The sequence below is a fragment of the Kitasatospora sp. NPDC054939 genome (assembly GCF_053610105.1).
The window spans coordinates 132,204-144,167 of the sequence record NZ_JBSGXP010000003.1; the positions used below are offsets into that span (position 1 = coordinate 132,204).

Annotated in this window: 11 protein-coding genes and 2 pseudogenes; 5 read left to right on the plus strand and 8 right to left on the minus strand. The window is 74.9% G+C overall.

From position 1 onward, the window contains the following. Positions 1 to 54 precede the first annotated feature (54 nt). Positions 55 to 600, plus strand: coding sequence for an N-acetyltransferase family protein (locus ACWGB8_RS02260; protein ID WP_452209363.1), 546 nt, complete (start codon positions 55 to 57; stop codon positions 598 to 600). 109 nt (positions 601 to 709) lie between these two features. Here ACWGB8_RS02260 and ACWGB8_RS02265 read toward each other — a convergent pair whose 3' ends face one another. Together ACWGB8_RS02265 and ACWGB8_RS02270 are read right to left on the minus strand one after the other, a co-directional pair. Beyond that, the gene (locus ACWGB8_RS02265) at positions 710 to 1,018 is read right to left on the minus strand and encodes an AzlD domain-containing protein (RefSeq protein ID WP_452209390.1); all 309 of its coding nucleotides are present in this window, start codon (positions 1,016 to 1,018) and stop codon (positions 710 to 712) included. Then, positions 1,018 to 1,752, minus strand: coding sequence for an AzlC family ABC transporter permease (locus ACWGB8_RS02270; RefSeq protein ID WP_452209365.1), 735 nt, complete (start codon positions 1,750 to 1,752; stop codon positions 1,018 to 1,020). Before ACWGB8_RS02270 ends, ACWGB8_RS02265 begins: the two co-directional genes overlap by 1 nt. A gap of 285 nt (positions 1,753 to 2,037) precedes the next feature. On the opposite strand from ACWGB8_RS02270, the gene ACWGB8_RS02275 reads away from it, so the two are divergent. The 3 genes from ACWGB8_RS02275 to ACWGB8_RS02285 all read left to right on the plus strand — a co-directional run bounded on the left by ACWGB8_RS02275 (position 2,038) and on the right by ACWGB8_RS02285 (position 4,955). Beyond that, a complete protein-coding gene (locus ACWGB8_RS02275; protein ID WP_452209392.1) occupies positions 2,038 to 2,520 on the plus strand; it encodes a helix-turn-helix domain-containing protein in 483 nt (160 codons plus the stop codon). A gap of 194 nt (positions 2,521 to 2,714) precedes the next feature. Then, positions 2,715 to 3,500 (plus strand): carbon-nitrogen hydrolase family protein, encoded by a 786-nt coding sequence (locus ACWGB8_RS02280; protein ID WP_452209366.1) that lies wholly within the window; start codon positions 2,715 to 2,717, stop codon positions 3,498 to 3,500. Between the two features lie 30 nt (positions 3,501 to 3,530). Next, positions 3,531 to 4,955, plus strand: a complete 1,425-nt coding sequence (locus ACWGB8_RS02285; RefSeq protein ID WP_452209368.1) for a class II fumarate hydratase — start codon at positions 3,531 to 3,533, stop codon at positions 4,953 to 4,955. 117 nt (positions 4,956 to 5,072) lie between these two features. Here the strand turns inward: ACWGB8_RS02285 and ACWGB8_RS02290 are convergent, their stop codons facing one another. The 4 genes and pseudogenes from ACWGB8_RS02290 to ACWGB8_RS02305 all read right to left on the minus strand — a co-directional run. Beyond that, positions 5,073 to 5,543, minus strand: coding sequence for an SPW repeat protein (locus ACWGB8_RS02290; RefSeq protein ID WP_452209370.1), 471 nt, complete (start codon positions 5,541 to 5,543; stop codon positions 5,073 to 5,075). A 149-nt stretch (positions 5,544 to 5,692) separates the two neighbouring features. Continuing rightward, complete coding sequence (locus ACWGB8_RS02295) at positions 5,693 to 7,036, minus strand: M28 family metallopeptidase (protein ID WP_452209393.1); 1,344 nt, start codon at positions 7,034 to 7,036, stop codon at positions 5,693 to 5,695. Between the two features lie 270 nt (positions 7,037 to 7,306). After that, positions 7,307 to 7,729: pseudogene (locus ACWGB8_RS02300) on the minus strand (LuxR C-terminal-related transcriptional regulator); the annotation flags it as partial. A gap of 231 nt (positions 7,730 to 7,960) precedes the next feature. Next, positions 7,961 to 8,197, minus strand: a pseudogene (locus ACWGB8_RS02305) (response regulator transcription factor); the annotation flags it as partial. A 198-nt stretch (positions 8,198 to 8,395) separates the two neighbouring features. Here ACWGB8_RS02305 and ACWGB8_RS02310 point away from each other — a divergent pair. Further along, on the plus strand, positions 8,396 to 10,537 hold the full coding sequence (locus ACWGB8_RS02310) for a sensor histidine kinase (protein ID WP_452209372.1): 2,142 nt from the start codon (positions 8,396 to 8,398) through the stop codon (positions 10,535 to 10,537). Positions 10,538 to 10,690: 153 nt separating this feature from the next. On the opposite strand, the gene ACWGB8_RS02315 is transcribed toward ACWGB8_RS02310, so the two are convergent. Together ACWGB8_RS02315 and ACWGB8_RS02320 are read right to left on the minus strand one after the other, a co-directional pair. Continuing rightward, the gene (locus tag ACWGB8_RS02315) at positions 10,691 to 10,891 is read right to left on the minus strand and encodes a hypothetical protein (protein ID WP_452209374.1); all 201 of its coding nucleotides are present in this window, start codon (positions 10,889 to 10,891) and stop codon (positions 10,691 to 10,693) included. Between the two features lie 266 nt (positions 10,892 to 11,157). Then, positions 11,158 to 11,964 (minus strand): cupin domain-containing protein (locus ACWGB8_RS02320; protein ID WP_452209376.1); only part of this gene is annotated, 807 nt, incomplete at its 5' end.

Here is an 11,964-nt window from a genome sequence, read left to right on the forward strand (position 1 = left end):
GCGAGTATGGCGTACGCCGCCCGGCCCGGGACCGGCGTGCGCGAGGGAGTGAGCATGTTCACGATCGCACGACTGACCCCGGCCGAACTGGCCTCCGCCGCACCGGAGCTGGGCGGGCTGCTGGTCGACACGGTGGCCGACGGCCACTCCCTCGGCTTCCTCCACCCGCTCGACCCGGCCGAGGCCACCGCCTGGTGGCGGGCGCTCGGCCCGGACCTCGGGGCCGGGGGCGTACTGCTCTGGACGGCCCGCGCGGACACCGACGGCCGGCTGGTCGGCACCGTCCAGCTCCGCCCCGCGCAGACCGCCAACGGCCGGCACCGCGCGGAGGTCGCCAAGCTGATGGTGGACCCGGCGGCCCGCGGGCAGCGCCTCGGCAAGCGTTTGCTCGCCGTGCTGGAGGAGACCGCCGCCGCACGGGGGATCCGGCTGCTGGTGCTGGACACCGCGACCGGCAGCCCGGCGGAGGGGTTCTACGCGACGTCCGGGTGGACGCCGGCGGGCAGCGTGCCCGACTACGCGGCCGACCCCGCGGGCGAACTGCACGCCACGACGATCTTCTACAAGGCGCTCGCGCCCCGGGAGCCGGCGGCCGGGTAGCCGGCCCGGTCGGCCACCGCCGCGCCCGGGGCACGGCGGACCGCGCGCCCGGTCCGGGCCTGCCGCCGCGGGCCCACTCGACGCCGCAGGCCCACTCGACGCCGCGGGCCTACTCGACGCCGCAGAGCCGCAGCAGCGCGGTCGTCCCCACGGCGGCCACCACGACCAGCGGGAACGGCGCCCGCCGCAGCGCCAGCACCAGGGCGACCAGCACGCCGGCCGGGCGGGCCCACCCGGCGAAGTCCTGGCCCTGGGTGAGTGCGCCGGTGGCGACCAGCGCGACCAGCAGGACGGCCGCCGCTACCGACAGCAGGCGCTGCACCCGGTCGGGGACGGTCAGCCGGTGGCCGAGCAGCGGCCCGGCCAGGCGGAAGGCGAGGGTGCCGACGGCCAGCAGGCCGATCGCGTACAGGGGCATCATCGGAGCTCCTCCGACACGGGTTCGGGCGCGGGGGCGGCCGGGCGGCGGGCCGCCAGCAGTCCGACCAGCGCCAGCAGGACGGGCAGTCCGGCGGGCAGGAACGGCGTCGCCGCGATCGCGGCGGCCGCGCCGATCAGCGCGGCGTTGCGCGTCGGACGGTCGGAGAGCGCGGGCAGGACCAGGGCGAGCAGCACGGCCGGGAACGCGGCGTCGAGCCCGAGCGCGTCGGTGTCGCCGATCAGGCCGCCGGCCGCCGCGCCGAGCAGGACGGCGAGGTTCCAGACCGCGAACAGGGCGATCCCGCAGACCCAGTGGGCGGCGCGCCGGCTGCGCCGGTCCGGCTGCCGGAGCGTGAAGGCCACCGTCTCGTCGGTCATCAGGTGCGCACCGAACAGCCGCTGCCACCACGGACCGACCACCGCGTCGGCGACGGTGAAGCCGAACGGCAGCATCCGGGCGTTGAGCACCAGGCCGGTGGCGACCGCGGCGAGCGGCCCGCCGCCGGCCAGCACCACCCCGACGGCCGCGAACTGGGCACCGCCGGCGAACACCAGGACGGACAGCGCGACCGGCACCCAGAGCGGGAGGCCGCCGGAGACGCTGATCGCGCCGAAGGAGGCGCCGACGAGGGCGTCGGCGACGCAGACCAGGGCGATGTCGCGCAGGGTCGCCCGGTCCAGGACGTGCAGGGCAGACGGCCCCCACCTGGTTGTTCGTGACAGCGAACGCATGTCCAGTAGAGTGAACGGACAAGGGGGCGTTCGTCAAGGCGAACGCACGGACGTCTGGAGCGAACGCGGATGGACAGCAACACTTCGAACGGCACCGGGACCGCGGGGGGCGCGGGGAACGGCACGGGGAACGGCGCGGGAAGCGGCGCGGGAAGCGGCACGGGGAACGGCGCGGGGAACGGCCGGAGGGCCGCCGGCGACGGCGCGTCGCAGCACGGCGGCACCGAGCTGATCGCCCTGATCGCCGCCGCGATCCGGCGCGAACGCGAGCGCAGCGGACTCTCGATGACCGAACTCGCCCGCCGGGCCGGCATCGCCAAGTCCACCCTCTCCCAGCTGGAGTCCGGCGCGGGCAACCCGGGCGTGGAGACCCTCTGGTCGCTCGGCGTCGCCCTGGACGTGCCGTTCAGCCGGCTCGTCGACCCGCCCCGGCCCGCGGTGCGGGTGATCCGTGCGGGCGAGGGCCCGGCCACCCACTCCGAGCGCGCCGACTACGCCGCCACACTGCTCGCCTCCTGCCCGCCCCACGCCCGCCGGGACGTCTTCCGGATCGACGCCGAGCCGGGCGAGACCCGCGCCTCCGAACCGCACATGCCGGGCACCGTCGAGCACGTGGTGCTGGGCGCGGGCCGGGCCCTGGCCGGGCCCCCCGAGGCGCCGGTCGAACTGCGCCCGGGCGACTACGTCTCGTACCCCGGCGACGTGCCGCACATCTTCCGGGCGCTGGAGCCGGGGACCCTGGCGGTCATCGTGATGGAGCACGTCTGACGGTGCGCGGCGGCAGGCCGGGCGGAGGTGCCCGACCCTCGCGCCCGACGGCGGCGCCGGGGGTCTCGGCGGCGCCGGGGGTGCCCGGACCTCGCACCCGACGACCGGTCTCGCGTCCGAGGGTTGCCCGGGCCGAGCGCGCCGTCCTAGGTTGATCGTGATCGCCGATCCCTGATCACCCCGGAGGCCCCGCCGTGCCCGCGCCCACGACAGCTGCCGTCAGCATCACCGTCGCCGTCGCCCAGCCCCCGAGCGCGGAGGCCGGTCTGCCGGACACCGTGGCCGTCAACGTCGAGCGCCACGCGGCGGCCGTCCGGGAGGCCGGGACCCGGCTGGTGGTGTTCCCCGAGCTGTCGCTGACCGGCTACGACCTGGCCGCCCCCGCCCTCACCCCCGACGACCCGCGGCTCGCCCCGTTGGTCGCGGCCTGCACCGAGACCGGCTCGGTGGCACTGGTCGGCGCGCCGGTGCGGGAGGCGGACGGGCGCGAGTACCTCGCCACGCTCGCGGTCTGCGCCGAGGGCGTCGCCCCGGTGTGCCGCAAGACCTTCCTGCACGGCGCCGAGGCCGACCGGTTCGCGCCCGCCGACGCCCCGGCCGTCCTGGAGCTGGACGGCCTGCGACTGGGGCTGGCGATCTGCGCCGACGCGTCCTTCCCCGAGCACGCCGAGCGGCTGGCCGCTCTGGGCGTGGACGCGTACGTCGCCTCCACCCTGTACGGCGCGGACGCCGGCCAACTCGCCCGGCGCGACAGCCAGCTGCGGGACCGGGCCGCCGCGCACGGGGTGTGGGCGGTGCTGTCGACCGCGGCCGGCCCGAGCGGGGAGTACCCGGAGACCTCGGGCGGCTCGGGCTTCTGGGCCCCGGGCGGCGAGCGGGTCGCGCAGGCCGGCGCGGAGCCCGGGACACTCGTTCGAGTGACGATCGGCCGGGCCGGAAATACCCGGGGCGCCGAATCGGCTGTCCTGGTCGACAGGTGATCGACAGCCGACACGGAGGAGGGGCGCGCCATGGGTGAGCAGGTCGCGGGCGAGCAGGTCGCGGGCGAGCGGGCGGAGTACCGGGTCGAGCACGACTCGATGGGCGAGGTGCGGGTGCCGGCCGCGGCCAAGTGGCAGGCGCAGACGCAGCGCGCGGTGGAGAACTTCCCGGTCTCCGGCCAGCGGCTGGAGCGGGCGCACATCGCCGCGCTGGCGCGGATCAAGGCGGCGGCGGCCCGGGTGAACGCCCGGCTCGGGGTGATCGACGAGGAGACGGCGCAGGCCATCGCGGCGGCGGCCGACGAGGTGGCCACCGGCCGGTGGGACGCCGAGTTCCCGGTGGACGTGTTCCAGACCGGATCCGGCACGTCCTCCAACATGAACGCCAACGAGGTGATCGCGACCCTCGCCGGCGAGCGGCTGGGCCGTCCCGTCCACCCCAACGACCAGGTCAACGCCAGCCAGTCGTCCAACGACGTCTTCCCGTCCTCGATCCACATCGCGGCGACGGCGGCCGTCAGCCACGACCTCATACCGGCCCTGGAGCACCTGGCGGAGGCGCTGGAGCGCAAGGCCGCCGAGTTCTCCGGGGTGGTCAAGTCCGGCCGGACGCACCTGATGGACGCCACGCCCGTCACCCTCGGCCAGGAGTTCGGCGGGTACGCCGCCCAGGTCCGGCACGGGCGGGAGCGGCTGCTGGCCACCCTGCCCCGGGTCGCCGAACTGCCCCTGGGCGGTACGGCCGTGGGCACCGGCATCAACACCCCGCCCGGGTTCGCGGCGGCCGTGATCGAGGAGGTCGCCCGGGCCACCGACCTGCCGCTGACCGAGGCCCGCGACCACTTCGAGGCCCAGGGCGCCCGGGACGGCCTGGTCGAGCTGAGCGGGCAGCTGCGCACCATCGCGGTCGGCTTCACCAAGATCGCCAACGATCTGCGGTGGATGGGCTCCGGTCCGCGCACCGGCCTGGCGGAGATCAACCTGCCGGACCTCCAGCCCGGTTCGTCGATCATGCCGGGCAAGGTCAACCCGGTGCTGCCCGAAGTGGTCCTGATGGTCGCCGCCCAGGTCGTCGGGAACGACGGCACCGTCACGGTGGCCGGCGCGAGCGGCAACTTCGAGCTGAACGTGATGCTCCCGGTGATCGCCCGCAACGTGCTGGAGTCGGTGCGGCTGCTGGCCAACAGCGCCCGCCTGCTGGCCGACCGCACGGTGGACGGCATCACCGCCAACGTCGACCGGGCCCGCGAGTACGCGGAGTCCTCCCCGTCGGTGGTCACCCCGCTCAACCGGTACATCGGCTACGAGGAGGCCGCCAAGGTGGCCAAGCAGGCCCTCGCCGAGCGGAAGACGATCCGTCAGGTGGTCCTGGAGCGCGGGTACCTGGAGGAGGGGAAGCTCACCCGGGAGCAGCTCGACGAGGCACTGGACGTCCTGCGGATGACCCACCCGTAGGCCCGCGCACCGGGCTGCGGCCCACGCCCGACGCCGCGGCCCGCAGGGCTGCGGGGTCGAGCCGGGGTGCGGGCGGGTGCCCGCACCCCGGCAGGGTCGGCTGGTCGGTGCTGTCGATCAGCCCGCCGCCCGGCCACGCCGGCCGAGCCGCATTGCCGCTCCGTTCGCCGTCATGGAGGCCATCGAGATCGCTGCGAGACCGAGCAGGCACATCAGACCGCCGGCGATCAGGCAGGTGACGATGTTCTTCCCTCGGTCGACCTCTCCGGAGACCACCCAGGGGGAGATGATCGTCCAGGCGCCGAGTGCGGTCGCCGCCCAGGCCCGTGCGTGGGTGCGCTCGTAGGCGGAGCCGTACCCGGCCATCAGCACGGAGTAGGCGAGGCCGACGATCAGGCAGGTGACGGTCAGCGTGCTGAAGGCGGTGAATCCGACGATCCAGGGGGAGGCTGCCAGGAAGAGCCCGCACAGCACGGCCAGGGCTTCGACTGCCTGGGCGCGCGGTGTCGCGGTGAGCCGCTCGTAGTGTTCGCGTAGTTCGACGATGTCCGGGTGGTGCTCCATGCCCATCGGAATCTGGGTAGACACCGATACCACCTCCTAGGTTCGGGAAGGCGCTTGCCCAGTACCCATTCTGGCGCCCTTCTAACGTTTTGCACCCTTTTGCCGCGTTTCACCAGGAAAGCGGCTGTGCAACGAGTTGCACAGCCGCTTCCGGTGACCCGCGGGTACGGAGGTCAGAAGGTGAGCTTCCAGCTGTTGATGTAGCCGGTGTCCTGCGCGGCCACGTCCTGCACCCGCAGCTTCCAGGTGCCGTTGGCGACCTCGGAGGAGGCGTTGACCGTGTAGGTGGCGATCACGTTGTCGGCCGAGTCGTTGCTGCTGGCGTTCTTCAGCCGGTAGGCACTGCCGTCCGGGGCGATCAGGTCGACCACCAGGTCGCCGCGCCAGGTGTGCTTGATGTCGACGTCGACCCGGAGCGTGGCGGGGGCGTTCCCGGTGCGGCCTGTGACGGCCACCGGGGACTCGACCGCCGCGCCGTTGTCCGGGATCTGGTAGTCGGCGGTGTTCTCGAAGACCGTCCCGGTCGGCGGGGTGCTGTCCTCGGCGGCGAGCGTCCAGATGCTGTGCGCGATGGCGTCGCTCATCCGGTCGAGGACGGTGTCGTTGATGTTGGAGGTGGTGTCGCAGGAGGAGTGGTAGCAGCGGTCGAACGGCTGACCCGCCGTCCCGCCCCACTTCGCCGCCTGAGCACTCGTCTTGTTGTAGTCGGCGCCGCTGAACAGGCCGCCGACCTTGATGCCGACGTTCTTGAACGAGGCGTGGTCCGACCGGCCGTCACCCTCGGTCTCGGGCTCGGTGGAGACCCCGAGGCCGGCGAAGTAGTCGCGGAAGAGCGAGTCGAGCCGGGTGTCGTCGTCGTAGACGAAGTAGCCCGGGTTCGGCGAGCCGATCATGTCGAAGTTCAGGTACGCGTCGATCTTCGAACGGTCCGCGGTGGTCAGCTTGTTGACGTAGTTGCGGGAGCCGATCATGCCGTACTCCTCGGCGCCCCACCAGCCGAAGCGGATGTGCTTGGTGGGCTTGAGGCCGGCCCGCGAGACGGCGAGGGCGGTCTCCAGGATGCCCGCCGAGCCGGAGCCGTTGTCGTTGATGCCCGGCCCGCTGCTGACAGAGTCCAGGTGGGCGCCGGCCATGACGACGTGGGACTCGTCCCCGCCGGGCCAGTCGGCTATCAGGTTGTAGCCGGTGGAGCCGTTGTAGGTGAAGGTCTGCAGCGTGGTGGTGTACCCCGCCGCGTCCAACTTGGCCTTCACGTAGTCGATCGAGGCCTTGTAGCCGGCCCGGCCGTGAGCACGGTTGCCGCCGTTGGCGCTCGCTATCGACTGCAGCTGCGCGAGGTGGGCCTTGACGTTGGCGACCGGGATGTCCGGTGCGGCGACGACGGCGGCCGAACCGACCTGCGCGGCAGCCGAACCGGCCGGGGCCGCGACCGGGCCGGGTGCGGCCAGGGCCGCGGGGGCGGACAGGGCGGCGGCGAGCGTGACGGCCGCCACCGCGGTGAAGCTGTTTCGGCGCAGGCGGGATCGCCGCGGGATGCGCTCGTTCAATGGAGGCTCCAGATTCTGGTGGGGCAGAACGGAACAAGCGCCAGGGAACTCGCGGAACAGGTACAGGGGCCGCGCCGCGAAGTTGACGCGACCATGATGATTGGGCCAAGTCGAGGTTCCGTCAAGGGATCCGGACAACCGGCAACGCATCCGCAACACCCGGGAAACACCAACCAGCCAGGCCGGCCTCCCCGGGGACCACCCCCAACCGGGCCGCCCCGACGCCCAGCGGACGCCGCGTCAGCTGTCGCCGAGCCCCATGTCCCGCGCCCGGGCCACGGCTTCGGCCCGGGTCGCGACGTGCAGCTTCTCGAAGATGTGCGTCACATGGTTGCGGACCGTCTTCTCCGCCACCACCAGCTCCCGGGCGATCCGGCGGTTGTCCAACCCGCGCGCCACCAGGTCCAGCACCTCCGCCTCACGCGCCGTCAGCGCCGGAAACAGCTGACCCGCCTCCCGCACCCGCGCCCCCGCGAGCAGCGCGGTGATCCGCCCCGCCACGTCCGCACCGAACACGGCGCCGCCCGCCGCGACCGTCCGCACCGCGTGCAGCACCTCCTCGCGCCCCGCGCCCTTCACCAGGTAGCCGCGCGCCCCCGCCTGCAGTGCGGCCAACAGGCTGCCGTCGTCGTCCGACATCGTGAGCATCAGCACCGGGACCCCCTGCGGCGCACCGGCCGACCCGCCGCCGACCGCACCGCCACCGCCACCGCCACCGACCGCACCGCCCACGCCACCGGTCGACCCGCCTACGACCGAGCCGCCTCCGACCGGCCCACCTCCGACCGAGCCGCCTCCGACCGGCCCGCCTTCGACCGGCCGGCCGTCGACCGAGCCGCCGCCGGCCGGCACCGACGCCCCGCCGGCCCCACCGGACCCGCCCGGCCCCTGCTCGGCCAGCCGGCGCGCCGCCTCCAACCCGGAGCCGTCCGGCAGCGACAGGTCCATCACCACCACGTCCGGCCGGAACCGCTCGACCGCCCCCGGCACCTCGGCCACCCGCTCGGCCTCGCCCACCACCTCGATGCCCTCGGCACTCGCCAGGGCGGCCTTCAACCCCTCCCGGAACAGCGGGTGGTCGTCGACGATCAGTACACGGACGGGCGGGGCGCCGGGCAGGTCTTCATCCACCCGGCCGACACTACCAGCGATGGTTGCGTGACTTTCTGTGACATGCTCGGACGTCCGGACCTTCGGATCCCGGAAACCTGGGGCAGGGACGAGACCAGGGCCCCAGGAAACCGGGGCCCCGGGCCGGGAAGGCTGGTTCCTACCGGCGCCCGACCGTCGGCGGGCCCCGTCCCCCAGCCCCGTACCGAGGCGGTGCCCATGAACACGGTGACCTCCCCCGACCCCCGGGTGCCCACCGGACGCGCCCTGATCCGCAGCCTGCGCAAACCCCCCAGCCGGCCCCCGCGGCGCACCCCGGCGCAGCGCCAGCTCCTCCTCGCCGCCGCCTGCACGGCCTTCTGCCTGGTGGTCAGCACGCTGTGGGCCTGCTACGTACTGGCCCATCTGGGGGAGCCAGGGATCCGCTGGTCCCGGGACCAGCTGGTCAACCTGGCGATCATCCTGCCGACCGCCGGGGCCGGGATGCTGCTGCACGCCCACCGGCCGGGAAGCCCGCTCGGCTGGGTCATGCTGGCGTACGCGACGGCCATGCTGCTGCCGATGGCCGCCGGGGCGCCGATCTGGGCGGAGGTCGACGACCCGGGCGCCGTCGCGGCCGCGGCCGTGATCCGGGCGACCGGCGACACCGTGCGCAACACGCTGTTCTACACCCTGCCGCTCTGGCTGCCGTCCGGGCGGCTGACCGATCGGCGCTGGCGCCTCTACATCGGCGCCGTCGCGCTCTGGAGCCTGCTGTTCGACCTGGCCTTCGTCGCCCGGGCCCAGGTGTACGGGCGGGCCAATCCGCTCGACGGATCGGCCGTCGTCGAGTTCGTCGACCGGATCGCCCTCCGGTTGGAGGAGGACGTCTGGCTCCCCGGCCACCTCGCACTGATCGTCTTCGCCGCCGGCGTCCTGCTGGTGCGGATGCTGCGCTCCGCCCCCGGCCACCGGCTGCCGGTCGCCGGCATGCTCGCCGCCTACCTGCTCTACGCCGGGATGGAGCGGCTCTACTCCTACCGCTTCGCGTACGAGTACTGGCTGAGCTACGGGCTCCTCGCCACGGCCGGCGGCCTCTGGTCGATCGCCGTGGCCTACCTGGTCATCAAGGACGGCGGCTGGCGTCTCCACCGGGAGGCCCGGCAGGTGCTCGTCGCCCTGCTGCTCGGCACCGGGATCACCGCGCTCTTCGTCGTGGTCGCCGCCGTCCTGTCGGCCTGGCTGGTCCCCGGCCGGGGTGCGGCGGCGCTGCTGATGATCGGCCTCGTCTTCGCCCTGGGCTCCTGCCTGCCGAAGGCGACCCGCTGGGTGAGCGGCGCGGTCGACCGGCTCTACTACGGCGACCGCGCCCAGCCCTACCTGGTGCTCAGCACCCTGGCGGGCCGGGTCAGCCAGGTCGTCGACCCCGAACGGCTGCCGCTGGTGCTCTGCCGGACCGTCGCCGAGGAGCTGCGGCTGCCCGGGGTCGCCCTGGCCGTCACCACCCGGGCCGGCAGCCGACCGCTGGCCACCGTCGGCAGGCTGGACGGGCGCAGCCAGGACTTCGACCTGCGCCACCACGGCACGACGATCGGGCGGCTCACCGTGGCCCTGCGCGCGGGCGAGGAGCGGCTGGACGACAGCGATCTGTCGGTGCTGCGCTCGCTGGCCGACCAGGCGTCCCCGGCGGTCGCCTCGCTGCGGCTGCAGGAGGACCTGCAGGCCAGCCGCGCGCAGATCGTCGCCGCCCGCGAGGAGGAGCGGCGCTGGCTGCGCCGGGACATCCACGACGGGCTCGGACCGGCCCTGGCCGGTCTGCGGCTGCGGGTCGACAACGCGGCGGGCACGGTGGCCGCGGACGAGCCGCTGGAGGAGGCACTGCGCTCGATCTCCGGCGAGCTCGGGATGGCCATCAAGGAGGTCCGCCGGATCACCGACCGGCTCGGTCCGGCGCCGCTGGGCGAGTTCGGGTTGGCCCGGGCGGTCCGGCAGCTCGGCGAGACCTTCAGCGGCGCCGGCCTGACCGTCGCCGTGGAGGTGGCCCCGGACCCGCTGCCCGAGCTGCCCGCGGCCGTGGAGGTGGCCGTCTACCGGATCACCGCCGAGGCGCTGAACAACGTCCTGCGGCACGCCCGGGCCCGGCAGGCCGTCGTCACGGTGCACGTCGACGACGAGGAGCTGACGCTCACCGTGCGGGACGACGGGGTCGGGTACCGCGGCCCGGCCCCGGCTGCGGGTTCCGGAACGAGCACCGGGGTGGGGCTGCGGTCGATGGCCGACCGGGCCGCCGAGATCGGCGGGCACTGCACGGTCGGACCGCTGCCCCGTACGCACGGCACCCAGGTGCTGGCGGTGCTGCCGCGACGTCCGGCCGCCGACTGAACCACCCGGGTGAACGGGCCGGGGACTGCCGCCGGTGCCGTGCCCGCGCGGACGGGGACTGCCCCCGGTGCCGGGGTGGCACCGGGGGCAGTGGTGCGGGCGGGTTCGCCCGCGGGGGAGGTGGTCGGGGGAAGGGATCGGCGGCCGGTCCTGCTACTTCGGCCTCGGGCAGTCGGGGGAGCCTGCGGTGCAGGTCGCGTCGTCCGGGTCGTCCCCGCTGTGGCTGTGGTGCGGCGGCTCGCCGGCCTGGCCGCCCCCGCCCGGGCGGGTGCTCTTGAGGGCGATCCCGGCCGTGACTGCTCCGGCCAGCAGGGACGCCGCCGCGAGCGTCTTGGTGAGGGTCCTGGTTGCCATGGTGGAGTGCTCCAGTTCTTCCGAGCGGCCGAGCGGTCCGGCCGTTCTGTTCTCCACTGTGCGCCGGGTGACGGCTCGGCCGCATGGGGTGGCTGTCCCATTCGGGTCCCATTCCGAGGATCGGGACCTGTCGCTCACTCGTTCCGGGTCGGCCCCTGCGGCCCCGGACGCGGCCCCGGACGCGGCGCCGCCCCCGGGCGGACCCGGGGGCGGCGCGTAGGGGGCTGGGCAGAAGAGGCAGGCTGGGCGGGAGGGGCGCCGGCCGGTCAGGCGGGTTGGTGGGCCGGGGTGTGGAGCTGGTGGCCGGCGGTGGCGGGGTCGGCCGCGCCGAGGTGGCCGTGCAGGACGACGGTGGGGGTGTCGGGGTGGCTGCGGAAGCCGTGCCACTCCCCCGCCGGGACGAACATCAGGTCGCCGCGGTGCAGCGGGACCTCGACCTCGGGGTGGGCGGTGAGGTGGTGGCCGCCGCCCTCCAGGACGAGGAGGAACTCGTCGGCCCGGGGGTGGCGGTGCAGCTCCTGGCGGGCGCCCGGCTCGAAGTCGGACCGGGCGACGGCGACCCGGCGCGCCCCGACGGTCCCGGCGGTGGCCAGCCACCCCACCCGCACCCCGCGGCCGGGCCGGGCGGCGGGGCCGGCGGCCGGGCGGGCCAGCGGAACGGGGTCGGGCCGGTGCTGGGCCGTGCGGCCGGACGGGCGGGGGCGGACGGTGAGCACGGCGGTGGGCCGCCCGGGCAGGGCGGTGAGCGCGCAGCTGCTGCCGGGCGGGTGGTAGAGGCCCTCGCCGGGGGCGAGGACGCGGCCGGCCGCGCGGAGGCGGCCGGAGAGCACCAGGGTCACCGATTCGGCCCGGTGCGAGGGGCTCTGCTCGACGCTGACGCCGGGCGGCAGGGTCTCGACGGTCAGTCCGCCGTGGGCGTCGGGCAGGCGGTGCGGGTCGACGAGCCGGACGAAGGCGGGTGCGGTGCCGGGGACTGCGGCGGGAACGAGGATCACGGGGTGCTTCCCGGGGGCGCTGGTGGCGGATGGACGGCTCGGGTCGGCGGCGGCTGCCCCCGCCGGACGGGGGCAGCC

Excerpts from the sequence above, each read along its gene's own strand:
- ACWGB8_RS02270 (WP_452209365.1), bottom strand. The coding sequence starts at position 1,752 with ATGCGTTCGCTGTCACGAACAACCAGGTGGGGGCCGTCTGCCCTGCAC.
- ACWGB8_RS02260 (WP_452209363.1), top strand. The coding sequence starts at position 55 with ATGTTCACGATCGCACGACTGACCCCGGCCGAACTGGCCTCCGCCGCA.
- ACWGB8_RS02310 (WP_452209372.1), top strand. The coding sequence starts at position 8,396 with ATGAACACGGTGACCTCCCCCGACCCCCGGGTGCCCACCGGACGCGCC.
- ACWGB8_RS02275 (WP_452209392.1), top strand. The coding sequence starts at position 2,038 with ATGACCGAACTCGCCCGCCGGGCCGGCATCGCCAAGTCCACCCTCTCC.
- ACWGB8_RS02315 (WP_452209374.1), bottom strand. The coding sequence starts at position 10,891 with ATGGCAACCAGGACCCTCACCAAGACGCTCGCGGCGGCGTCCCTGCTG.
- ACWGB8_RS02265 (WP_452209390.1), bottom strand. The coding sequence starts at position 1,018 with ATGCCCCTGTACGCGATCGGCCTGCTGGCCGTCGGCACCCTCGCCTTC.
- ACWGB8_RS02285 (WP_452209368.1), top strand. The coding sequence starts at position 3,531 with ATGGGTGAGCAGGTCGCGGGCGAGCAGGTCGCGGGCGAGCGGGCGGAG.